Source organism: Streptomyces sp. NPDC055506 (genome assembly GCF_053643595.1).
In genome coordinates this window covers 1-18,966 of record NZ_JBSHKH010000096.1, presented here as the reverse complement: position 1 = coordinate 18,966, position 18,966 = coordinate 1, and the positions used below count along the sequence as shown (strand labels likewise).

Here is an 18,966-nt window from a genome sequence, read left to right as displayed (position 1 = left end):
TACCGATGAGCACTGTTGACATCCTTTCGCCTGCGGGCGAGAAGACCGGTAGCGTCGAGCTCCCCGCGGAGATCTTCGGCGTGGAGAAGATCAGCATCCCGCTGATCCACCAGGTCGTCGTCGCGCAGAACGCCGCTGCCCGCCAGGGCACGCACAAGACCAAGCGTCGCGGTGAAGTCCGTGGTGGCGGCAAGAAGCCGTACCGCCAGAAGGGCACCGGTCGCGCCCGTCAGGGTTCGACCCGCGCGCCGCAGTTCGCCGGTGGTGGCGTCGTGCACGGTCCCGTGCCGCGCGACTACTCGCAGCGGACCCCGAAGAAGATGAAGGCTGCCGCTCTGCGTCACGCCCTCACCGACCGGGCCCGCCACAACCGCATCCACGTCGTCTCCGGCGTCATCGAGGGTGAGAACCCGTCGACGAAGGCCGCCAAGACGCTGTTCGGCAAGATCTCGGAGCGCAAGAACCTGCTCCTGGTCGTCGACCGCGCCGATGAGGCCGCGTGGCTGTCCGCCCGTAACCTGCCCCAGGTCCACATCCTGGAGCCGGGCCAGCTGAACACGTACGACGTTCTCGTCTCGGACGACGTGGTCTTCACCCAGGCCGCCTTCGAGTCCTTCGTGTCCGGCCCGAAGGCCAATGACACCGAAGGGAGCGAGGCCTGATGGCTATCCGTCACCCCGCTATCGCCTCCAAGGCGGCGAAGAAGGCCAAGGCCGCGCGCGTCGCCAAGGCGCGCCGCCACGCCGCCGAGGGCAAGAACACCGTCGAGACCCCGCTGAGCAAGTCCTTCACGGACCCCCGTGACGTGCTGCTCAAGCCGGTTGTCTCGGAGAAGAGCTACGCGCTCCTCGACGAGGGCAAGTACACGTTCGTCGTCGACCCGAGCGCCAACAAGACCCAGATCAAGCAGGCCGTCCAGGCGGTCTTCTCGGTCAAGGTCACCGGGGTCAACACGATCAACCGCCAGGGCAAGCGCAAGCGGACCCGCACGGGCTTCGGCCAGCGCGCGTCCACCAAGCGCGCGATCGTGACCCTCGCTGAGGGCGACCGTATCGACATCTTCGGCGGTCCGACCGCCTAAGGGCGGTCCGGATCGTCCGATATCGGACGAGGACTGAGAAATGGGAATCCGCAAGTACAAGCCGACTACGCCGGGCCGTCGCGGCTCCAGCGTCGCCGACTTCGTCGAGGTCACGCGGTCCACGCCGGAGAAGTCGTTGGTCCGCCCCCTGCACAGCAAGGGTGGCCGTAACAACTCCGGTCGTGTGACCGTCCGCCACCAGGGCGGTGGCCACAAGCGCGCCTACCGCGTGATCGACTTCCGTCGTCACGACAAGGACGGCGTGCCGGCGAAGGTCGCGCACATCGAGTACGACCCCAACCGCACCGCGCGCATCGCGCTGCTGCACTACGCCGACGGCGAGAAGCGCTACATCCTCGCCCCGCGCAACCTGCAGCAGGGTGACCGCGTCGAGAACGGCCCCGGGGCCGACATCAAGCCGGGCAACAACCTTGCCCTGCGCAACATCCCGGTCGGTACCACGCTGCACGCCATCGAGCTGCGTCCGGGCGGCGGTGCGAAGTTCGCCCGCTCCGCCGGCGCCTCGGTGCAGCTGCTCGCGAAGGAGGGCTCGATGGCCCACCTCCGCATGCCGTCCGGTGAGATCCGCCTGGTCGACCAGCGCTGCCGCGCCACGGTCGGCGAGGTGGGCAACGCCGAGCAGAGCAACATCAACTGGGGCAAGGCGGGCCGTAAGCGCTGGCTGGGCGTTCGCCCGACCGTGCGTGGTGTGGTCATGAACCCGGTGGACCACCCGCACGGTGGTGGCGAAGGCCGTACCTCGGGTGGTCGTCACCCGGTGTCCCCCTGGGGCAAGAAGGAAGGCCGTACTCGTTCGCCCAAGAAGGCGTCGAACAAGTACATCGTCCGCCGCCGCAAGACGAACAAGAAGCGCTAAGGACGGGTTGAGATGCCTCGTAGCTTGAAGAAGGGGCCCTTCGTCGACGACCACCTGATCAAGAAGGTGGACGCACAGAACGAAGCCGGCACCAAGAACGTCATCAAGACCTGGTCCCGTCGCTCCATGATCGTGCCGGCCATGCTCGGCCACACGCTCGCGGTGCACAACGGCAAGACCCACATTCCGGTGTTTGTCACCGAGTCGATGGTCGGCCACAAGCTCGGCGAGTTCTCGCCGACGCGCACCTTCCGGGGTCACGTCAAGGACGACCGGAAGTCGAAGCGCCGCTAAGCGCGGGGTGGAATGACCATGACAGACACTGGAAGGACAACCATGGACGCCAGGGCCCAGGCGCGGTACATCCGCGTCACGCCCATGAAGGCCCGCCGAGTGGTGGACCTCATCCGTGGCCTTAACGCCACGGAGGCTCAGGCGGTCCTGCGTTTCGCCCCGCAGGCCGCGAGCGTGCCGGTCGGCAAGGTGCTGGACAGCGCCATTGCCAACGCCGCGCACAACTACGACCACACCGATGTCGACAGCCTCTTCATCTCCGAGGCCTACGTCGACGAGGGCCCGACCCTGAAGCGGTTCCGTCCGCGCGCCCAGGGCCGTGCCTACCGGATCCGCAAGCGGACCAGCCACATCACCGTGGTCGTCAGCAGCAAGGAAGGAACCCGGTAATGGGCCAGAAGGTAAACCCGCACGGGTTCCGGCTCGGTGTCACGACCGACTTCAAGTCGCGTTGGTACGCCGACAAGCTGTACAAGGACTACGTCAAGGAAGACGTCGCCATCCGTCGGATGATGACGTCCGGCATGGAGCGCGCCGGCATCTCGAAGGTGGAGATCGAGCGCACCCGTGACCGTGTGCGTGTGGACATCCACACCGCGCGTCCGGGCATCGTCATCGGCCGCCGTGGCGCCGAGGCCGACCGCATCCGCGGTGACCTCGAGAAGCTCACGGGCAAGCAGGTCCAGCTGAACATCCTCGAGGTCAAGAGCCCCGAGACCGACGCTCAGCTGGTTGCCCAGGCTGTCGCCGAGCAGCTCTCCTCCCGCGTCTCCTTCCGTCGTGCCATGCGCAAGAGCATGCAGGGCACGATGAAGGCCGGCGCCAAGGGCATCAAGATCCAGTGCGGTGGCCGCCTCGGTGGCGCCGAGATGTCCCGCTCGGAGTTCTACCGCGAGGGCCGTGTGCCCCTGCACACGCTCCGCGCGAACGTGGACTACGGCTTCTTCGAGGCCAAGACGACCTTCGGCCGCATCGGTGTGAAGGTCTGGATCTACAAGGGCGACGTCAAGAACATCGCCGAGGTCCGCGCCGAGAACGCTGCTGCCCGTGCGGGTAACCGCCCGGCCCGCGGCGGTGCCGACCGCCCGGCCCGTGGTGGCCGCGGTGGCGAGCGGCGCGGTCGCAAGCCGCAGCAGGCCGCTGGTTCCGAGGCCCCCAAGGCCGAGGCTCCCGCGTCCGCCGCTCCGGCTGAGAGCACCGGAACGGAGGCCTGACCGACATGCTGATCCCCCGTAGGGTCAAGCACCGCAAGCAGCACCACCCCAAGCGCAACGGCATGTCCAAGGGTGGCACGCAGGTTGCGTTCGGCGAGTACGGCATTCAGGCCCTGACCCCGGCGTACGTGACGAACCGGCAGATCGAGGCAGCTCGTATCGCCATGACTCGTCACATCAAGCGTGGCGGCAAGGTCTGGATCAACATCTACCCGGACCGCCCGCTCACGAAGAAGCCCGCCGAGACCCGCATGGGTTCCGGTAAGGGTTCTCCGGAGTGGTGGATCGCCAACGTCAAGCCCGGACGCGTGATGTTCGAGCTGTCGTACCCCAACGAGAAGATCGCGCGCGAGGCCCTGACCCGTGCGGCTCACAAGCTGCCGATGAAGTGCAAGATCGTCAAGCGCGAGGCAGGTGAAGCGTGATGTCGGCCGGTACCAAGGCGTCCGAGCTGCGCGAGCTGGGCAACGAGGAGCTGCTCAACAAGCTCCGCGAGGCCAAGGAAGAGCTGTTCAACCTCCGCTTCCAGGCGGCGACGGGCCAGCTCGAGAACCACGGCCGGCTGAAGGCCGTCCGTAAGGACATCGCGCGGATCTACACCCTGATGCGTGAGCGCGAGCTGGGCATCGAGACGGTGGAGAGCGCCTGATGAGTGAGAGCAACGTGACTGAGCAGACTGCAGAGGCCCGCGGCTTCCGCAAGACCCGCGAGGGTCTCGTCGTCAGCGACAAGATGGACAAGACCGTCGTCGTCGCCGTCGAGGACCGCGTCAAGCACGCGCTGTACGGCAAGGTCATCCGCCGTACCAACAAGCTCAAGGCGCACGACGAGCAGAACGCCGCGGGCGTCGGCGACCGTGTCCTCCTCATGGAGACCCGGCCGCTGTCCGCGACGAAGCGCTGGCGCGTCGTCGAGATCCTCGAGAAGGCCAAGTAATCCCTCCTAGGGGGACCCCCTAGGAATCGTTCCGCCAGGCTCGGCAGGGGCCGACCTCGCACGAGGAAAGCCCCTGCCGGGAACCGGCAGACAACCAGGAGATAGACGTGATCCAGCAGGAGTCGCGACTGCGTGTCGCCGACAACACGGGTGCGAAGGAAATCCTCTGCATCCGTGTGCTCGGTGGCTCCGGTCGCCGCTACGCGGGTATCGGTGACGTCATCGTCGCCACCGTCAAGGACGCGATCCCCGGCGGCAACGTGAAGAAGGGTGACGTCATCAAGGCGGTCATCGTTCGCACCGTCAAGGAGCGCCGCCGTCCGGACGGCTCGTACATCCGCTTCGACGAGAACGCCGCTGTCATTCTGAAGAACGACGGCGACCCTCGTGGCACCCGTATCTTCGGCCCGGTCGGCCGTGAGCTGCGCGAGAAGAAGTTCATGAAGATCATCTCCCTCGCGCCGGAGGTGCTGTGAGCATGAAGATCAAGAAGGGCGACCTGGTCCAGGTCATCACCGGTAAGGACAAGGGCAAGCAGGGCAAGGTCATTGCCGCTTTCCCGCGCGACGAGCGTGTCCTGGTCGAGGGTGTCAACCGGGTCAAGAAGCACACCAAGGCAGGTCCGACGGCTCGCGGTTCGCAGGCCGGCGGCATCGTCACCACCGAGGCGCCGATCCACGTCTCCAACGTCCAGCTGGTCGTTGAGAAGGACGGCAACAAGGTCGTGACCCGCGTCGGTTACCGCTTCGACGACGAAGGCAACAAGATCCGCGTTGCCAAGCGGACGGGTGAGGACATCTGATGACGACCACCACCAGCCCGCGTCTGAAGCAGAAGTACCGTGAGGAGATCACGGGCAAGCTGCGTGACGAGTTCAAGTACGAGAACGTCATGCAGATCCCCGGTCTCGTCAAGATCGTGGTCAACATGGGTGTGGGCGACGCCGCCCGCGACTCCAAGCTGATCGAGGGTGCCATCAAGGACCTCACCACGATCACCGGTCAGAAGCCGGCCGTCACCAAGGCCCGCAAGTCCATCGCGCAGTTCAAGCTGCGTGAGGGCCAGCCGATCGGTGCCCACGTCACGCTCCGTGGCGACCGCATGTGGGAGTTCCTGGACCGCACCCTGTCGCTCGCGCTGCCGCGCATCCGCGACTTCCGCGGCCTGTCCCCCAAGCAGTTCGACGGCCGTGGCAACTACACCTTCGGTCTCACGGAGCAGGTCATGTTCCACGAGATCGACCAGGACAAGATCGACCGCACCCGGGGTATGGACATCACCGTGGTGACCACGGCGACCAACGACGCTGAGGGCCGCGCGCTCCTTCGTCACCTCGGCTTCCCCTTCAAGGAGGCGTGAGCGAGATGGCGAAGAAGGCTCTGATCGCGAAGGCTGCTCGCAAGCCCAAGTTCGGTGTGCGTGGCTACACCCGCTGCCAGCGCTGTGGCCGCCCGCACTCCGTGTACCGCAAGTTCGGCCTGTGCCGCGTGTGCCTTCGTGAGATGGCTCACCGTGGCGAGCTGCCGGGCGTGACCAAGAGCTCCTGGTAATCCCCCTAATAAGGGATTAGCAGGGCTCTCGGTAAGCAATGGGCGTGTCAGGCGCCCGCCCCTTCATGGCTTAGGCTTGGAGGGTTGGGCGCCTGACGGTCGCCCGTACGACTTACTACGCCGTAGGTCCACCGCGCCGCACCCGTCCCGTCTCGGATCGGGGAGAGGGATGGCGCACCAGGAAACCCCGGCGAGAGAGGCCGAAGGCCAATTCATGACCATGACTGATCCGATCGCAGACATGCTGACGCGTCTGCGGAACGCGAACTCGGCATACCACGACTCCGTGACGATGCCGGCGTCGAAGATCAAGTCGCACATCGCGGAGATCCTCCAGCAGGAGGGCTTCATCACGGGCTGGAAGGTCGAGGACGCCGAGGTCGGCAAGAACCTCGTCCTGGAGCTGAAGTTCGGCCCCAACCGTGAGCGCTCCATCGCGGGCATCAAGCGGATCTCCAAGCCCGGTCTCCGGGTGTACGCGAAGTCCACCAACCTGCCGAAGGTTCTGGGCGGCCTGGGCGTGGCCATCATCTCCACGTCCCACGGTCTCCTGACCGACAAGCAGGCGCAGAAGAAGGGCGTGGGTGGGGAAGTCCTCGCCTACGTCTGGTAGTTCGGGAACGGAGGAGAGACAGCAATGTCGCGTATCGGCAAGCTCCCCATCCCGGTTCCCGCCGGCGTGGACGTCACCATCGACGGCCGTACGGTCGCGGTCAAGGGCCCCAAGGGCGAACTGACCCACACCGTCATCGCGCCGATCGACATCGCCAAGGCCGAGGACGGCACCCTTCAGGTGCTCCGGCCCAACGACGAGCGGCAGAGCAAGGCCCTGCACGGCCTGTCCCGCACGCTGGTGGCGAACATGATCACCGGTGTGACCCAGGGATACGTCAAGAAGCTCGAAATCAGCGGTGTCGGTTACCGCGTCCAGGCCAAGGGCTCCAACCTGGAGTTCTCCCTGGGCTACAGCCACCCGATCCTGGTCGAGGCCCCCGAGGGCATCACCTTCAAGGTGGAGTCCCCGACCCGTTTCTCGGTCGAGGGCATCGACAAGCAGAAGGTCGGCGAGGTTGCGGCCAACATCCGCAAGCTGCGCAGGCCCGACCCGTACAAGGCCAAGGGCGTCAAGTACGAGGGCGAAGTCATCCGCCGCAAGGTCGGAAAGGCGGGTAAGTAAGCCATGGCATACGGACAGAAGATCCTTAAGGGCGACGCCTACAAGCGCGCCGCGATCAAGCGCCGCCACATCCGGATCCGTAAGAACATCAACGGAACGGCGGAGCGTCCGCGTCTGGTCGTTACCCGCTCGAACCGCCACATCGTGGCCCAGGTGATCGACGACATCAAGGGTCACACCCTGGCGTCGGCGTCCACCCTGGACACCTCGATCCGCGGTGGCGAGGGCGACAAGTCCGCGCAGGCCAAGCAGGTCGGCGCCCTGGTCGCCGAGCGCGCCAAGGCCGCCGGTGTCGAGGCCGTCGTGTTCGACCGTGGTGGTAACCAGTACGCGGGGCGCATCGCCGCCCTGGCGGACGCCGCCCGCGAAGCCGGGCTCAAGTTCTGAGCCTGCCGTAGCTAGCGGAAACAGAGAGAGGTAATTCCAATGGCTGGACCCCAGCGCCGCGGTGGCGGTGCCGGTGGCGGCGAGCGGCGGGACCGGAAGGGCCGTGACGGCGGCGCTGCTGCCGCCGAGAAGACCGCGTACGTTGAGCGCGTTGTCGCGATCAACCGCGTCGCCAAGGTTGTGAAGGGTGGTCGTCGCTTCAGCTTCACCGCGCTGGTCGTGGTGGGCGACGGTGACGGCACCGTGGGTGTCGGATACGGCAAGGCCAAGGAGGTGCCGGCCGCCATCGCCAAGGGCGTTGAGGAGGCCAAGAAGCACTTCTTCAAGGTCCCCCGCATCCAGGGCACCATCCCGCACCCCATCCAGGGTGAGAAGGCTGCCGGCGTCGTGCTGCTCAAGCCCGCGTCGCCCGGTACCGGTGTTATCGCCGGTGGTCCGGTGCGTGCCGTGCTCGAGTGCGCCGGCATCCACGACGTGCTGTCGAAGTCGCTCGGCTCCGACAACGCGATCAACATCGTGCACGCGACCGTGGAGGCCCTCCGGGGTCTGCAGCGCCCCGAGGAGATCGCGGCCCGCCGTGGTCTGCCCCTCGAGGACGTCGCCCCCGCGGCTCTTCTCCGTGCGCGTGCCGGGGCGGGTGCGTAATCATGGCGCAGCTCAAGATTACGCAGGTCAAGTCCTACATCGGCAGCAAGCAGAACCACCGTGACACCCTGCGTTCCCTTGGTCTCAAGGGCATCAACACGCAGGTCGTCAAGGAGGACCGCCCCGAGTTCCGCGGCATGGTGCACACCGTCCGCCACCTCGTGACGGTCGAGGAGGTCGACTGATCATGGCGGAGAACAACCCGCTCAAGATCCACAACCTCCGTCCCGCCCCGGGCGCCAAGACCGCCAAGACCCGTGTCGGTCGTGGTGAGGCGTCGAAGGGTAAGACGGCCGGTCGTGGTACCAAGGGTACGAAGGCCCGCTACCAGGTTCCGGAGCGCTTCGAGGGTGGCCAGATGCCCCTCCACATGCGTCTCCCGAAGCTGAAGGGCTTCAAGAACCCGTTCAAGACGGAGTACCAGGTCGTGAACCTGGACAAGCTCGCCGCCCTCTACCCCGAGGGTGGGGAGGTCACCGTTGCCGACCTGGTCGACAAGGGTGCCGTCCGCAAGAACAGCCTCGTCAAGGTCCTCGGCCAGGGCGAGCTCTCCGTGGCGCTGCAGGTGACGGTCGACGCCGTCTCCGGCTCCGCCAAGGAGAAGATCACCGCCGCCGGCGGTACCGTCACCGAGCTCGTCTGAACACCACAGGCGTCTTGATGACCTGAGCGATCCCGACCGGGGATACCCCACATATGGGGTATCCCCGGTTGGTCGTTCCTAGGGCGGCAGTCACGCCGGTAAGGTGGCCTGCACTGCCCTCTTTTCACAGGGTGCTTCACTTCGGGCACTCTGAGCGGCAGTTGACCGTTACCTATGTCGTTGTTCCCATTGGACTCTCAGACCGTCACCCTTGACGCAGTTGCGCGGGGGTCGCAGGAGGCACCGTGCTCACCGCGTTCGCCCGGGCGTTCAAGACGCCCGACCTGCGCAAGAAGCTGCTCTTCACGCTCGCCATCATCGTGGTCTACCGGATCGGTACACACATCCCGATCCCAGGTGTCGATTACCGGAACGTCCAGACGTGTATCGATAACGCCCAGGCCAACCAGGGTCTCTTCGGTCTGGTCAACATGTTCAGTGGCGGTGCGCTGCTGCAGATCACGATCTTCGCGCTGGGCATCATGCCGTACATCACGGCGAGCATCATCCTCCAGCTGCTGACCGTGGTGATCCCCCGCCTGGAAGCCCTGAAGAAGGAGGGCCAGGCCGGTACGGCGAAGATCACGCAGTACACCCGTTACCTGACGATCGCCCTCGCCATCCTCCAGGGCACCGGCCTCGTCGCCACCGCCCGCAGCGGCGCCCTGTTCCAGGGCTGCCCGGTGGCCAGCCAGATCGTCCCGGACCAGTCGATCTTCGTCACCATCACCATGGTCATCACGATGACCGCCGGCACGGCGGCCGTGATGTGGCTCGGTGAGCTCATCACCGACCGCGGTATCGGCAACGGCATGTCGATCCTGATGTTCATCTCGATCGCCGCCACCTTCCCGTCCGCCCTGTGGGCGATCAAGAAGCAGGGCTCCCTGGCCGGCGGCTGGATCGAGTTCGGCACCGTCATCCTCGTCGGCCTGGTCATGGTCGGCCTGGTCGTCTTCGTCGAGCAGGCCCAGCGCCGCATCCCGGTGCAGTACGCCAAGCGCATGATCGGCCGCCGCTCCTACGGCGGTACGTCCACGTACATCCCGCTCAAGGTGAACCAGGCGGGTGTGATCCCCGTCATCTTCGCCTCGTCGCTGCTCTACATCCCGGCCCTGATCGCCCAGTTCGCCGGCGGAAAGTCGGAGTGGAAGACCTGGATCGAGCAACACTTCGTCAAGGGCGACCACCCGTACTACATCATTACGTACTTCCTGCTGATCGTTTTCTTCGCGTTCTTCTACGTGGCGATCTCCTTCAACCCCGAGGAAGTCGCCGACAACATGAAGAAGTATGGTGGCTTCATCCCGGGCATCCGGGCTGGCCGACCGACCGCTGAGTACCTGAGCTACGTACTCAACCGGATCACCTGGCCGGGTTCGCTGTACCTGGGTCTGATCGCTCTTGTGCCGACGATGGCGTTGGTTGGTTTCGGGGCAAACCAGAACTTCCCGTTCGGCGGGACCAGCATCCTGATCATCGTGGGTGTGGGCCTCGAGACCGTGAAGCAGATCGAGAGCCAGCTCCAGCAGCGCAATTACGAAGGGTTCCTCCGCTGATGCGTATCGTCCTCGTCGGGCCGCCGGGTGCCGGTAAGGGAACGCAGGCCGCGTTCCTGGCCAAGAACCTGTCGATCCCGCACATCTCCACGGGCGACCTGTTCCGGGCCAACATCAGCCGGCAGACGGAACTCGGCAAACTGGCGAAGTCCTACATGGACGCGGGCAACCTGGTGCCCGACGAGGTCACCATCGCCATGGCGAAGGACCGCATGGAGCAGCCGGACGCCGAGAACGGTTTCCTGCTGGACGGCTTCCCCCGCAATGTCTCGCAGGCCGAGGCGCTCGACGAGCTGCTCGAGACCGAGAGCATGCAGCTCGACGCGGTGCTGGACCTGGAGGTCCCCGAGGACGAGGTCGTCAAGCGGATCGCGGGCCGCCGCATCTGCCGCAGCGACTCCTCGCACGTCTTCCACGTGACGTACAAGCAGCCGGCCAAGGAGGGCGTCTGCGACGTCTGCGGCGGCGAGCTGTACCAGCGGGACGACGACTCCGAGGAGACCGTCCGCACGCGGCTGGAGGTCTACCACACGCAGACCGAGCCGATCATCGACTACTACAAGGCCCAGGGCCTGGTGGTCACGATCTCCGCGCTCGGCAAGGTGGAGGACGTCACGACGCGCGCCATGGAGGCGCTGAAGCGTGGCGAGGGCGACAAGTAGTCGTTCGTACGCAGCTACGGCCGCGGTTCCCCTCGGGGAGCCGCGGCTGCTGCGTGGGGCGGGGTCGCCCGAGCGTCCCCGTATCGTTGAAGGCGTTCATTCTCTCTCCGGTCCAGAAAGGCCGTAGTCCCCATGGTGCAGATCAAGACCTCCGAGCAGATCGCCAAGATGCGCGAGGCGGGCCTGGTCGTCGCCGCCATCCACGCGGCGACCCGTGAAGCCGCCGTGCCGGGGGCCACCACCAAGGATCTGGACCAGGTCGCCCGCAAGGTGCTCGCCGAGCACAACGCCAAGCCGAACTTCCTCGGCTACGGCGGCTTCCCGGCGACGATCTGCACGTCCGTGAACGAGGTCGTCGTCCACGGCATCCCGTCCGACGACGTCGTCCTCAAGGACGGGGACGTCATCTCCATCGACTGCGGCGCGATCATCGACGGCTGGCACGGCGACGCCGCCTACACGGCCTTCGTCGGCTCCGGCCACGCCCCGGAGCTGGTCGAGCTCTCCCGGGTGACCGAGGAGTCGATGTGGGCCGGCATCGCGGCCATGAAGCAGGGCAACCGGCTGGTCGACGTCTCCCGGGCCATCGAGACGTACATCCGCCGCCAGCCCAAGCCCGGCGGTGGCAAGTACGGGATCATCGAGGACTACGGCGGCCACGGCATCGGCACCGAGATGCACATGGACCCGCACCTGCTGAACTACGTCGACCGGCGACGCGGCAAGGGCCCGAAGCTGGTGCCGGGCTTCTGCCTCGCCATCGAGCCGATGGTCTCCCTGGGCACCCCGAAGACGGAGGTCCTCCAGGACGACTGGACGGTCATCACCACCGACGGCACGTGGTCCTCGCACTGGGAGCACTCGGTCGCGCTGACCGAGGAGGGGCCGCTGGTGCTGACGTCTCCCGACGCGGGGAAGGCGAAGCTCGCCGAGCTGGGCATTGTGGCTGCTCCGGATCCGCTGGGCTGAGAGCCGTCCGGGGTGGGTGGTCCGGATCGTCGGCGGCTGCGGAGGCGTGGGGGTTGTTCGCGCAGTTCCCCGCGCCCCTGTCGGGGCGCTTAAAGCCCGGCCCGCTGGGGCAGACTCTCTCGATTCGTGTTTCTGAGGGGCCTGACGTAGACTGACTCGTCGGCTCTGGTGCACCCGCATGTCTGCATGCGCTCGCCCGGAGTCGATCAAGGTAGTCGATTCGAAGGGCGAAGCGTGGCCAAGAAGCAAGGTGCCATCGAGATCGAGGGCACTGTCGTCGAGTCTCTTCCGAACGCCATGTTCAAGGTCGAGCTCCAGAACGGCCACCAGGTCCTGGCACACATCAGCGGCAAGATGCGCATGCACTACATCCGCATCCTCCCTGACGACCGGGTCGTGGTGGAGCTGTCTCCGTACGACCTGACGCGTGGCCGGATCGTCTACCGCTACAAGTAGATCTTGCCCCGCATCTCGCTTCGGCGAGGTGGTGGCACTGACCCGGAGAACCTCACCTAATGAAGGTCAAGCCGAGCGTCAAGAAGATCTGCGACAAGTGCAGGGTGATCCGCCGTCACGGCCGGGTCATGATCATCTGCGACAACCCGCGCCACAAGCAGCGCCAGGGCTGATCGACAGCGGATCGCACCCTCTGCATCCATCGCAGAGACTTCGCGCGACGCGAGCTGAATATGTTCATACGCAGGACCCGGGCGGACGATGTTCGCCTGACACCCCTGGTTCGGAGGCCGGGGACCCAGTTCGTACCTCATACGGCGGCTGGGAGTCGGTTCTGTGGAAGACCTCCGACAAGTAACTGGAGCCATTGAATGGCACGCGTTTCCGGTGTCGACATCCCGCGCGAAAAGCGCGTGGAGGTCGCCCTCACCTACGTGTTCGGCATCGGCCGGACCCTCGCGCAGCAGACGCTGGCCGCCACCGGCGTCGACCCGAACACCCGCGTCCGCGACCTCTCCGAGGAGCAGCTCGTCGCGATCCGCGAGTTCGTGGACAACAACATCAGGACCGAGGGTGACCTCCGTCGTGAGATCCAGGCCGACATCCGCCGCAAGGTCGAGATCGGCTGCTACCAGGGTCTGCGTCACCGCCGCGGCCTGCCCGTCCGCGGTCAGCGCACCAGCACCAACGCCCGCACCCGCAAGGGGCCGCGTCGCGCCATCGCCGGCAAGAAGAAGCCGGGCAAGAAGTAGTCCGCAGCGGACGCCTGTCCACGGTCTTCGCTGTAGGACCGACCACCTCCCGTAGGAGTTAAGAGATGCCCCCCAAGGGACGTCAGGGCGCTGCCAAGAAGGTGCGCCGCAAGGAAAAGAAGAACGTCGCTCACGGCCACGCGCACATCAAGAGCACGTTCAACAACACGATCGTCTCGATCACGGACCCCTCGGGCAACGTGATCTCCTGGGCCTCCGCCGGCCACGTCGGCTTCAAGGGCTCGCGCAAGTCCACGCCGTTCGCCGCGCAGATGGCCGCCGAGTCGGCTGCCCGCCGCGCCCAGGAGCACGGCATGCGCAAGGTCGACGTCTTCGTTAAGGGCCCGGGCTCCGGTCGTGAGACCGCGATCCGCTCCCTGCAGGCGACCGGCCTCGAGGTCGGCTCCATCCAGGACGTCACGCCGACCCCGCACAACGGCTGCCGTCCGCCCAAGCGCCGTCGCGTCTGATCTTTCGCAGATCGCTGACGCAGGCCGCTTGGTCTGAGGTTTTCGGGCGGTACGACTCCTTCGGGTCGTATCGCCCGTACCCTTGTTTCACATCAGGGCGTCAAATAGCGGGCGCCCCTGACAGAAGGATCGCAATATGCTGATCGCTCAGCGTCCCTCGTTGACCGAAGAGGTCGTCGACGAATTCCGCTCCCGGTTCGTGATCGAGCCGCTGGAGCCGGGCTTCGGCTACACCCTCGGCAACTCCCTCCGCCGGACCCTCCTGTCCTCGATCCCGGGTGCGGCGGTCACGTCCATCCGCATCGACGGTGTCCTGCACGAGTTCACCACCGTGCCGGGCGTCAAGGAGGACGTCACCGACCTGATCCTCAACATCAAGCAGCTGGTCGTCTCCTCGGAGCACGACGAGCCGGTCGTGATGTACCTGCGCAAGCAGGGCCCGGGTCTGGTCACCGCCGCCGACATCGCGCCCCCGGCCGGTGTCGAGGTGCACAACCCCGACCTCGTCCTCGCCACGCTCAACGGCAAGGGCAAGCTGGAGATGGAGCTGACGGTCGAGCGCGGCCGCGGTTACGTCTCCGCCGTGCAGAACAAGCAGGTCGGCCAGGAGATCGGCCGGATCCCGGTCGACTCGATCTACTCGCCGGTGCTCAAGGTCACGTACAAGGTCGAGGCCACGCGTGTCGAGCAGCGCACCGACTTCGACAAGCTGATCGTCGACGTCGAGACCAAGCAGGCGATGCGTCCGCGTGACGCCATGGCCTCCGCCGGTAAGACCCTGGTCGAGCTGTTCGGTCTCGCCCGCGAGCTGAACATCGACGCCGAGGGCATCGACATGGGTCCGTCCCCGACGGACGCCGCCCTCGCCGCCGATCTGGCGCTGCCGATCGAGGAGCTCGAGCTCACCGTTCGGTCGTACAACTGCCTCAAGCGTGAGGGCATCCACTCCGTGGGTGAGCTCGTCGCGCGTTCCGAGGCGGACCTGCTCGACATTCGCAACTTCGGTGCGAAGTCGATCGACGAGGTCAAGGCGAAGCTCGCGGGTATGGGGCTTGCGCTGAAGGACTCGCCTCCCGGGTTCGACCCGACCGCCGCCGCGGACGCGTTCGGTGCGGACGACGACGCGGACGCCGGCTTCGTGGAGACCGAGCAGTACTGAGTCTCTGCTTCCGGGGTTCGCGCCAGCGGACCCCGGATCTCTGACAGACAACCGTCTGCTCAGATACTGACCCCGGTACCTGATACGGCCGGGGCAGACACCTAGGAGAAACACCATGCCGAAGCCCACCAAGGGTGCCCGTATGGGCGGCAGCGCCGCGCACGAGAAGCTGCTCCTCGCGAACCTCGCGAAGGCGCTGTTCGAGCACGGTCGCATCACCACCACCGAGGCGAAGGCCCGCAAGCTGCGGCCGTACGCCGAGCGTCTGGTCACCAAGGCGAAGAAGGGCGACCTTCACAACCGCCGTCAGGTGCTCCAGGTGATCACGGACAAGAGCATCGTGCACACGCTCTTCACCGAGATCGGCCCGCGCTACGAGAACCGTCCGGGTGGCTACACCCGTATCACCAAGATCGGTAACCGCCGTGGCGACAACGCGCCCATGGCTGTCATCGAGCTGGTCGAGGCGCTGACGGTGGCGCAGGAGGCGACGGGCGAGGCCGAGGCCGCGACGAAGCGTGCGGTCAAGGAAGACGCCCTCAAGAAGGACGAGGCCGCCCCGGCCGAGTCCGACGAGGCCGCTGAGGCTTCCGCCGAGGAGTCGAAGGACGCGTAAGCGTTCTGCCGGGGGCTGTGCGTCGGCGGCTGCGGCCTCGTCGTGGTTGTTCGCGCAGTTCCCCGCGCCCCTGAAGAGGGCGTTGGCGGGTCCGTTCCTTTTGAGGAGCGGGCCCGCTTTTTGTTGCTGAGAGGATCTGTGCGTGAGTGATGAAGCAGCTGCCGGGTTCGTTCGTGTCCGGCTTGATCTGTCGTACGACGGGAGTGAGTTCTCCGGGTGGGCCAAGCAGGCCGGGGGGCGGCGGACCGTGCAGGGGGAGATCGAGGACGCGCTGCGGACCGTGACGCGGTCGCGGGAGACGTACGAGCTGACCGTGGCGGGGCGTACCGATGCCGGGGTGCATGCCCGGGGGCAGGTCGCGCATGTCGATCTGCCGCGTGAGGTCTGGGCCGAGCACCATCAGAAGCTGCTGAAGCGGCTCGCCGGGCGGCTGCCCCGGGACGTGCGGGTCTGGGCCCTCAGGGAGGCGCCCAGTGGCTTCAACGCGCGGTTCTCGGCCGTCTGGCGGCGGTATGCCTATCGGGTCACCGACAATCCCGGGGGCGTCGACCCGCTGCTGCGGAATCACGTGCTGTGGCACGATTGGCCGCTCGACGTCGACGCCATGAACGAGGCCGCGCGCCGGCTGCTCGGGGAGCACGACTTCGCCGCCTACTGCAAGAAGCGGGAGGGCGCGACGACGATCCGCACACTCCAGGATCTGAGTCTGGCGAAGGGCGACGACGGGATCATCACCGCGACCGTGCGGGCCGACGCCTTCTGCCACAACATGGTGCGCTCGCTCATCGGGGCGCTGCTGTTCGTGGGCGACGGGCACCGGCCGCCGGACTGGCCGGGGAAGGTGCTGGCGGCCGGCGTCCGGGACTCGGCCGTGCACGTCGTACGGCCGCACGGGCTGACGCTGGAGGAGGTCGGCTACCCGGCCGACGATCTGCTGGCCGCGCGCAACAAGGAGGCGCGGAACAAGCGGTCGCTGCCGCCGGCCGGGTGCTGCTGACGGCTATTCGTTGGCCGCGGCCGATGCCTGGGCCTCGCCGCGGCGGCGGATCTGGTTGAACGTGAACTGCTGGAGGTTGTCGCCGGTGGCGAACACCTCGGTGTCCTTCTCCGTCACGTCCTTGCCGTTGGTGAAGCCGGCGTTGGTGAAGTAGGCGTAGCGGCCGTAGGAGTTGCTGGTCGTGCGGCAGAACCCGGCCTCGCAGAAGGGCTTCACGCCGCCGCCGGAGAGCGACTTCACGAAGCTCTTCTTGTTGGTCTGGGCCTTGGCCTTGACGGCCTGCGCCTCGGTGTCGAAGACCGCCACGCCGACCGTCACCGCGATGCCGTCCTTGGAGTAGGTGACTCGTATCAGGCGGGTGCAGTCGTTCGCCTTGAGGGCCTTGGGCAGCGAGCCGCCCGCCGCCGTGCCGCAGCTCCTGGTGTCGGCCGTGGGGCCCTTCTTGTAGACCGTCTCGCCCATGGTCAGCTGGGTGCCGGGGAAGAGGGTGTCCGGGCCGAGCGGCGCCTTGTCCTTCTTCGCGCTGGCGACGAAGTCCTTCGGGTCCAGAGGGGGCGGGGCACTGGTCGGGGCGAACGACGGGCCGGTGGGCGACCCGCTCGGGATGTCCGCCGAGGGCAGGGAGGCCGGGTTGTTCGCCTGGTTGTCGCCGTTGGCCGAGACCACGGCCACGGCCACGGCGGCACCGATCGCGACGGTGGCGACCGCGCCACCGCCGACCAGCAGCAGCCGGCGTCGTTTGTTACGTGACTCGGACGCCTCGGCGAGCGCGGCCCAGTCCGGAGACTGGCCTCCGCCCCCGCTGTTCCAGGGCTGCTGCGACTGCGGTTTCCAGGGATCCCACTGGGACTGGGGTCCCCCCTGCCCATAGCTCATGTGGCGCATCTTAGACGGGACATGGGGTGTGCTGGTCCGTCTGGATCGGCCTTGTAGCGCTTAGCGTTCCTCCCATGCTGACGGGCAAAGGCGACATCTCCGGGTGGTTGGGGCGACTCGTGAGCCGGAGTCTGTGGGTGGGGTCCGTGCGGGTGCTGGTGGCCGTCGCGCTGCTGGTGTGCCTGCTGTCGTGGCCGTCGGTCGGGCTGCCGGCCGGGCTCGCGGCGCTGCGGGCGTACCGTCGTCCGCGCGGGGGCGGATCCGTGCTGCGGTGGGGCGCCGCGGTGGTCGTCGATGTGCTGCTGTCGTCGGTGTTTCCGTTGGTGCGGCCGGTGCGGCGCCGGACTCTGCGGAGGGCGGTCACGCTCTGTGCGGGCCTGTGCGTCTGCGTGTTCGATCGTCGACGGTGATCCCGCGTTTTGACCCTTGTGGTGTGCCCCGGTATTCTGCTTGTTCGTTGTGTATTGGCTTGCTCATTCTCACGGGACGGGCCCTTACACCGGTCCGCCGGGCCGATGACCAGCGACCAGCACGCGGTTTGCGTCACCGCAGTGCGGTCAAGGCTGTCGTGATCGTTTCGGTGACCTGTTATGGACCATTCACTCGAAGCGAAGGCTACGAACCGTGCGTACGTACAGCCCCAAGCCCGGCGATGTGACGCGCCAGTGGCACGTCATTGACGCCCAGGACGTTGTCCTGGGTCGTCTCGCCACCACCGCAGCGACCCTCCTCCGGGGCAAGCACAAGCCGATCTACGCCCCCCACGTCGACGCTGGTGACTTCGTCATCATCATCAACGCGGACAAGGTGCACCTGTCCGGCAACAAGCGGACCCAGAAGATGGCGTACCGCCACTCCGGTTACCCGGGTGGTCTGCGTTCCGTCCGTTACGACGAGCTGCTGGACAAGAACCCCGAGAAGGCCGTCGAGAAGGCCGTCAAGGGCATGCTCCCCAAGAACTCCCTGGGCCGTCAGATGCTCTCGAAGCTGAAGGTCTACAAGGGTGACCAGCACCCGCACGGCGCGCAGCAGCCGCAGCCGTACGAGATCACCCAGGTCGCGCAGTAAGTCCGGCCACACCCCCTAAGACTGAACAGAATCTGAGGAGCATCGTGGCCGAGACCACTGCCGAGCAGCCGCTCGAAGAAGTCGACATCGACAGCTACACCACCGAGTCCGAGGTTCCGGTGGAGGGTGAGTACACCTCCGAGTCCCTCGCCTCGCGTTTCGGTGAGCCCCAGCCGGCCGCCGGCCTGGGCCGTCGCAAGAACGCCATCGCCCGTGTCCGGATCGTCCCGGGCACCGGCAAGTGGAAGATCAACGGTCGCACCCTCGAGGACTACTTCCCGAACAAGGTGCACCAGCAGGAAGTCAACGAGCCCTTCAAGGTGCTCGAGCTCGACGACCGCTACGACGTCGTCGCCCGCATCTCCGGCGGCGGTGTCTCCGGTCAGGCCGGTGCGCTCCGTCTCGGTGTCGCCCGTGCGCTGAACGAGGCGGACGTCGACAACAACCGCGGCCCGCTGAAGAAGGCCGGCTTCCTCAAGCGCGACGACCGTGCGGTCGAGCGCAAGAAGGCCGGTCTGAAGAAGGCCCGCAAGGCCCCGCAGTACAGCAAGCGCTAATCGCGTCCGCTGTCTTTGCAA

The 18,966-nt window shown here is 66.5% G+C and carries 33 protein-coding genes; 32 read left to right on the top strand and 1 reads right to left on the bottom strand.

Features of this window, described 5'->3' with window-relative positions:
• Nucleotides 1–5: 5 nt before the first annotated feature.
• The 29 genes from rplD to truA all read left to right on the top strand — a co-directional run bounded on the left by rplD (nucleotide 6) and on the right by truA (nucleotide 16,444).
• The gene (gene rplD, locus ACWIF2_RS29110) at nucleotides 6–662 is read left to right on the top strand and encodes a 50S ribosomal protein L4 (protein WP_391103568.1); all 657 of its coding nucleotides are present in this window, start codon (nucleotides 6–8) and stop codon (nucleotides 660–662) included.
• On the top strand, nucleotides 662–1,081 hold the full coding sequence (gene rplW, locus ACWIF2_RS29105) for a 50S ribosomal protein L23 (RefSeq protein ID WP_031105224.1): 420 nt from the start codon (nucleotides 662–664) through the stop codon (nucleotides 1,079–1,081). The genes rplD and rplW overlap by 1 nt, the downstream gene beginning before the upstream one ends.
• Before the next feature lie 40 nt (nucleotides 1,082–1,121).
• A complete protein-coding gene (rplB, locus tag ACWIF2_RS29100; protein ID WP_030839671.1) occupies nucleotides 1,122–1,958 on the top strand; it encodes a 50S ribosomal protein L2 in 837 nt (278 codons plus the stop codon).
• 12 nt (nucleotides 1,959–1,970) lie between these two features.
• Nucleotides 1,971–2,252 carry a 30S ribosomal protein S19 gene (gene rpsS / locus ACWIF2_RS29095; RefSeq protein ID WP_003992359.1) on the top strand — a complete coding sequence of 94 codons (282 nt, stop codon included), beginning with the start codon at nucleotides 1,971–1,973 and terminating at the stop codon, nucleotides 2,250–2,252.
• 42 nt (nucleotides 2,253–2,294) lie between these two features.
• Entirely contained in the window at nucleotides 2,295–2,642 is a 348-nt protein-coding gene (gene rplV / locus ACWIF2_RS29090) for a 50S ribosomal protein L22 (protein WP_184591450.1), read from the top strand.
• Nucleotides 2,642–3,466 carry a 30S ribosomal protein S3 gene (gene rpsC / locus ACWIF2_RS29085; RefSeq protein WP_003992361.1) on the top strand — a complete coding sequence of 275 codons (825 nt, stop codon included), beginning with the start codon at nucleotides 2,642–2,644 and terminating at the stop codon, nucleotides 3,464–3,466. The genes rplV and rpsC overlap by 1 nt, the downstream gene beginning before the upstream one ends.
• Nucleotides 3,467–3,471: 5 nt before the next feature.
• Complete coding sequence (gene rplP, locus ACWIF2_RS29080; protein WP_003992362.1) at nucleotides 3,472–3,891, top strand: 50S ribosomal protein L16; 420 nt, start codon at nucleotides 3,472–3,474, stop codon at nucleotides 3,889–3,891.
• Nucleotides 3,891–4,115 (top strand): 50S ribosomal protein L29, encoded by a 225-nt coding sequence (rpmC, locus tag ACWIF2_RS29075; RefSeq protein ID WP_010036720.1) that lies wholly within the window; start codon nucleotides 3,891–3,893, stop codon nucleotides 4,113–4,115. The genes rplP and rpmC overlap by 1 nt, the downstream gene beginning before the upstream one ends.
• The gene (gene rpsQ, locus ACWIF2_RS29070; RefSeq protein WP_003992363.1) at nucleotides 4,115–4,402 is read left to right on the top strand and encodes a 30S ribosomal protein S17; all 288 of its coding nucleotides are present in this window, start codon (nucleotides 4,115–4,117) and stop codon (nucleotides 4,400–4,402) included. The genes rpmC and rpsQ overlap by 1 nt, the downstream gene beginning before the upstream one ends.
• 107 nt (nucleotides 4,403–4,509) lie before the next feature.
• Nucleotides 4,510–4,878 carry a 50S ribosomal protein L14 gene (gene rplN, locus ACWIF2_RS29065; protein ID WP_003992364.1) on the top strand — a complete coding sequence of 123 codons (369 nt, stop codon included), beginning with the start codon at nucleotides 4,510–4,512 and terminating at the stop codon, nucleotides 4,876–4,878.
• A gap of 2 nt (nucleotides 4,879–4,880) precedes the next feature.
• Nucleotides 4,881–5,204 (top strand): 50S ribosomal protein L24, encoded by a 324-nt coding sequence (gene rplX / locus ACWIF2_RS29060; RefSeq protein ID WP_376641110.1) that lies wholly within the window; start codon nucleotides 4,881–4,883, stop codon nucleotides 5,202–5,204.
• A complete protein-coding gene (gene rplE / locus ACWIF2_RS29055; protein ID WP_003992366.1) occupies nucleotides 5,204–5,761 on the top strand; it encodes a 50S ribosomal protein L5 in 558 nt (185 codons plus the stop codon). Before rplX ends, rplE begins: the two co-directional genes overlap by 1 nt.
• A gap of 5 nt (nucleotides 5,762–5,766) precedes the next feature.
• Entirely contained in the window at nucleotides 5,767–5,952 is a 186-nt protein-coding gene (locus tag ACWIF2_RS29050) for a type Z 30S ribosomal protein S14 (protein WP_003948630.1), read from the top strand.
• A gap of 214 nt (nucleotides 5,953–6,166) precedes the next feature.
• Entirely contained in the window at nucleotides 6,167–6,565 is a 399-nt protein-coding gene (rpsH, locus tag ACWIF2_RS29045; protein ID WP_030839654.1) for a 30S ribosomal protein S8, read from the top strand.
• A 24-nt stretch (nucleotides 6,566–6,589) separates the two neighbouring features.
• Entirely contained in the window at nucleotides 6,590–7,129 is a 540-nt protein-coding gene (gene rplF / locus ACWIF2_RS29040) for a 50S ribosomal protein L6 (protein WP_059424839.1), read from the top strand.
• Between the two features lie 3 nt (nucleotides 7,130–7,132).
• Entirely contained in the window at nucleotides 7,133–7,516 is a 384-nt protein-coding gene (gene rplR, locus ACWIF2_RS29035) for a 50S ribosomal protein L18 (protein WP_030930487.1), read from the top strand.
• Between the two features lie 39 nt (nucleotides 7,517–7,555).
• Nucleotides 7,556–8,161 carry a 30S ribosomal protein S5 gene (gene rpsE, locus ACWIF2_RS29030; RefSeq protein WP_164332815.1) on the top strand — a complete coding sequence of 202 codons (606 nt, stop codon included), beginning with the start codon at nucleotides 7,556–7,558 and terminating at the stop codon, nucleotides 8,159–8,161.
• A 2-nt stretch (nucleotides 8,162–8,163) separates the two neighbouring features.
• Entirely contained in the window at nucleotides 8,164–8,346 is a 183-nt protein-coding gene (rpmD, locus tag ACWIF2_RS29025; RefSeq protein WP_003974250.1) for a 50S ribosomal protein L30, read from the top strand.
• A gap of 2 nt (nucleotides 8,347–8,348) precedes the next feature.
• The gene (gene rplO / locus ACWIF2_RS29020) at nucleotides 8,349–8,804 is read left to right on the top strand and encodes a 50S ribosomal protein L15 (protein ID WP_391103575.1); all 456 of its coding nucleotides are present in this window, start codon (nucleotides 8,349–8,351) and stop codon (nucleotides 8,802–8,804) included.
• 245 nt (nucleotides 8,805–9,049) lie between these two features.
• Nucleotides 9,050–10,363: a preprotein translocase subunit SecY gene (gene secY, locus ACWIF2_RS29015; protein ID WP_454363742.1), complete on the top strand. Its 1,314-nt coding sequence runs from the start codon at nucleotides 9,050–9,052 to the stop codon at nucleotides 10,361–10,363.
• Entirely contained in the window at nucleotides 10,363–11,025 is a 663-nt protein-coding gene (locus tag ACWIF2_RS29010; RefSeq protein ID WP_454363741.1) for an adenylate kinase, read from the top strand. The genes secY and ACWIF2_RS29010 overlap by 1 nt, the downstream gene beginning before the upstream one ends.
• A gap of 132 nt (nucleotides 11,026–11,157) precedes the next feature.
• Nucleotides 11,158–11,994 (top strand): type I methionyl aminopeptidase, encoded by an 837-nt coding sequence (gene map / locus ACWIF2_RS29005; protein ID WP_328411539.1) that lies wholly within the window; start codon nucleotides 11,158–11,160, stop codon nucleotides 11,992–11,994.
• Nucleotides 11,995–12,228: 234 nt separating this feature from the next.
• Nucleotides 12,229–12,450 carry a translation initiation factor IF-1 gene (infA, locus tag ACWIF2_RS29000; RefSeq protein WP_003948620.1) on the top strand — a complete coding sequence of 74 codons (222 nt, stop codon included), beginning with the start codon at nucleotides 12,229–12,231 and terminating at the stop codon, nucleotides 12,448–12,450.
• 59 nt (nucleotides 12,451–12,509) lie between these two features.
• A complete protein-coding gene (gene rpmJ, locus ACWIF2_RS28995; RefSeq protein ID WP_003948619.1) occupies nucleotides 12,510–12,623 on the top strand; it encodes a 50S ribosomal protein L36 in 114 nt (37 codons plus the stop codon).
• Nucleotides 12,624–12,821: 198 nt separating this feature from the next.
• A complete protein-coding gene (gene rpsM, locus ACWIF2_RS28990) occupies nucleotides 12,822–13,202 on the top strand; it encodes a 30S ribosomal protein S13 (protein WP_189728755.1) in 381 nt (126 codons plus the stop codon).
• A gap of 65 nt (nucleotides 13,203–13,267) precedes the next feature.
• A complete protein-coding gene (gene rpsK, locus ACWIF2_RS28985) occupies nucleotides 13,268–13,672 on the top strand; it encodes a 30S ribosomal protein S11 (RefSeq protein WP_003956432.1) in 405 nt (134 codons plus the stop codon).
• 136 nt (nucleotides 13,673–13,808) lie between these two features.
• Nucleotides 13,809–14,831 carry a DNA-directed RNA polymerase subunit alpha gene (locus ACWIF2_RS28980; RefSeq protein WP_003966937.1) on the top strand — a complete coding sequence of 341 codons (1,023 nt, stop codon included), beginning with the start codon at nucleotides 13,809–13,811 and terminating at the stop codon, nucleotides 14,829–14,831.
• 115 nt (nucleotides 14,832–14,946) lie between these two features.
• Nucleotides 14,947–15,447 carry a 50S ribosomal protein L17 gene (gene rplQ, locus ACWIF2_RS28975; RefSeq protein WP_454363740.1) on the top strand — a complete coding sequence of 167 codons (501 nt, stop codon included), beginning with the start codon at nucleotides 14,947–14,949 and terminating at the stop codon, nucleotides 15,445–15,447.
• A 142-nt stretch (nucleotides 15,448–15,589) separates the two neighbouring features.
• Nucleotides 15,590–16,444, top strand: a complete 855-nt coding sequence (gene truA, locus ACWIF2_RS28970) for a tRNA pseudouridine(38-40) synthase TruA (protein WP_454363739.1) — start codon at nucleotides 15,590–15,592, stop codon at nucleotides 16,442–16,444.
• A 3-nt stretch (nucleotides 16,445–16,447) separates the two neighbouring features.
• Here truA and ACWIF2_RS28965 read toward each other — a convergent pair whose 3' ends face one another.
• Nucleotides 16,448–17,320: a hypothetical protein gene (locus tag ACWIF2_RS28965; protein WP_454363738.1), complete on the bottom strand. Its 873-nt coding sequence runs from the start codon at nucleotides 17,318–17,320 to the stop codon at nucleotides 16,448–16,450.
• Nucleotides 17,321–17,394: 74 nt separating this feature from the next.
• On the opposite strand from ACWIF2_RS28965, the gene ACWIF2_RS28960 reads away from it, so the two are divergent.
• The 3 genes from ACWIF2_RS28960 to rpsI all read left to right on the top strand — a co-directional run bounded on the left by ACWIF2_RS28960 (nucleotide 17,395) and on the right by rpsI (nucleotide 18,945).
• The gene (locus tag ACWIF2_RS28960) at nucleotides 17,395–17,730 is read left to right on the top strand and encodes a hypothetical protein (protein ID WP_454363737.1); all 336 of its coding nucleotides are present in this window, start codon (nucleotides 17,395–17,397) and stop codon (nucleotides 17,728–17,730) included.
• Between the two features lie 214 nt (nucleotides 17,731–17,944).
• Nucleotides 17,945–18,388: a 50S ribosomal protein L13 gene (gene rplM / locus ACWIF2_RS28955; protein ID WP_003992380.1), complete on the top strand. Its 444-nt coding sequence runs from the start codon at nucleotides 17,945–17,947 to the stop codon at nucleotides 18,386–18,388.
• 44 nt (nucleotides 18,389–18,432) lie between these two features.
• On the top strand, nucleotides 18,433–18,945 hold the full coding sequence (rpsI, locus tag ACWIF2_RS28950; RefSeq protein WP_184591418.1) for a 30S ribosomal protein S9: 513 nt from the start codon (nucleotides 18,433–18,435) through the stop codon (nucleotides 18,943–18,945).
• The last annotated feature ends 21 nt before the right edge of the window (nucleotides 18,946–18,966 follow it).

Coding starts and splice junctions, on each gene's coding strand:
- rplD (WP_391103568.1), top strand. CDS start 6: ATGAGCACTGTTGACATCCTTTCGCCTGCGGGCGAGAAGACCGGTAGC.
- rpsE (WP_164332815.1), top strand. CDS start 7,556: ATGGCTGGACCCCAGCGCCGCGGTGGCGGTGCCGGTGGCGGCGAGCGG.
- rplR (WP_030930487.1), top strand. CDS start 7,133: ATGGCATACGGACAGAAGATCCTTAAGGGCGACGCCTACAAGCGCGCC.
- rplO (WP_391103575.1), top strand. CDS start 8,349: ATGGCGGAGAACAACCCGCTCAAGATCCACAACCTCCGTCCCGCCCCG.
- rplP (WP_003992362.1), top strand. CDS start 3,472: ATGCTGATCCCCCGTAGGGTCAAGCACCGCAAGCAGCACCACCCCAAG.
- rpsM (WP_189728755.1), top strand. CDS start 12,822: ATGGCACGCGTTTCCGGTGTCGACATCCCGCGCGAAAAGCGCGTGGAG.
- rpsQ (WP_003992363.1), top strand. CDS start 4,115: ATGAGTGAGAGCAACGTGACTGAGCAGACTGCAGAGGCCCGCGGCTTC.
- rplB (WP_030839671.1), top strand. CDS start 1,122: ATGGGAATCCGCAAGTACAAGCCGACTACGCCGGGCCGTCGCGGCTCC.
- rplV (WP_184591450.1), top strand. CDS start 2,295: ATGGACGCCAGGGCCCAGGCGCGGTACATCCGCGTCACGCCCATGAAG.
- rpmC (WP_010036720.1), top strand. CDS start 3,891: ATGTCGGCCGGTACCAAGGCGTCCGAGCTGCGCGAGCTGGGCAACGAG.
- ACWIF2_RS29010 (WP_454363741.1), top strand. CDS start 10,363: ATGCGTATCGTCCTCGTCGGGCCGCCGGGTGCCGGTAAGGGAACGCAG.
- rpsC (WP_003992361.1), top strand. CDS start 2,642: ATGGGCCAGAAGGTAAACCCGCACGGGTTCCGGCTCGGTGTCACGACC.
- rpmJ (WP_003948619.1), top strand. CDS start 12,510: ATGAAGGTCAAGCCGAGCGTCAAGAAGATCTGCGACAAGTGCAGGGTG.
- rpsH (WP_030839654.1), top strand. CDS start 6,167: ATGACCATGACTGATCCGATCGCAGACATGCTGACGCGTCTGCGGAAC.
- rpmD (WP_003974250.1), top strand. CDS start 8,164: ATGGCGCAGCTCAAGATTACGCAGGTCAAGTCCTACATCGGCAGCAAG.
- rplE (WP_003992366.1), top strand. CDS start 5,204: ATGACGACCACCACCAGCCCGCGTCTGAAGCAGAAGTACCGTGAGGAG.
- ACWIF2_RS28980 (WP_003966937.1), top strand. CDS start 13,809: ATGCTGATCGCTCAGCGTCCCTCGTTGACCGAAGAGGTCGTCGACGAA.
- rpsS (WP_003992359.1), top strand. CDS start 1,971: ATGCCTCGTAGCTTGAAGAAGGGGCCCTTCGTCGACGACCACCTGATC.
- ACWIF2_RS29050 (WP_003948630.1), top strand. CDS start 5,767: ATGGCGAAGAAGGCTCTGATCGCGAAGGCTGCTCGCAAGCCCAAGTTC.
- ACWIF2_RS28960 (WP_454363737.1), top strand. CDS start 17,395: ATGCTGACGGGCAAAGGCGACATCTCCGGGTGGTTGGGGCGACTCGTG.
- rplW (WP_031105224.1), top strand. CDS start 662: ATGGCTATCCGTCACCCCGCTATCGCCTCCAAGGCGGCGAAGAAGGCC.
- rpsK (WP_003956432.1), top strand. CDS start 13,268: ATGCCCCCCAAGGGACGTCAGGGCGCTGCCAAGAAGGTGCGCCGCAAG.
- rplQ (WP_454363740.1), top strand. CDS start 14,947: ATGCCGAAGCCCACCAAGGGTGCCCGTATGGGCGGCAGCGCCGCGCAC.
- rplX (WP_376641110.1), top strand. CDS start 4,881: ATGAAGATCAAGAAGGGCGACCTGGTCCAGGTCATCACCGGTAAGGAC.
- map (WP_328411539.1), top strand. CDS start 11,158: ATGGTGCAGATCAAGACCTCCGAGCAGATCGCCAAGATGCGCGAGGCG.
- rplF (WP_059424839.1), top strand. CDS start 6,590: ATGTCGCGTATCGGCAAGCTCCCCATCCCGGTTCCCGCCGGCGTGGAC.
- ACWIF2_RS28965 (WP_454363738.1), bottom strand. CDS start 17,320: ATGAGCTATGGGCAGGGGGGACCCCAGTCCCAGTGGGATCCCTGGAAA.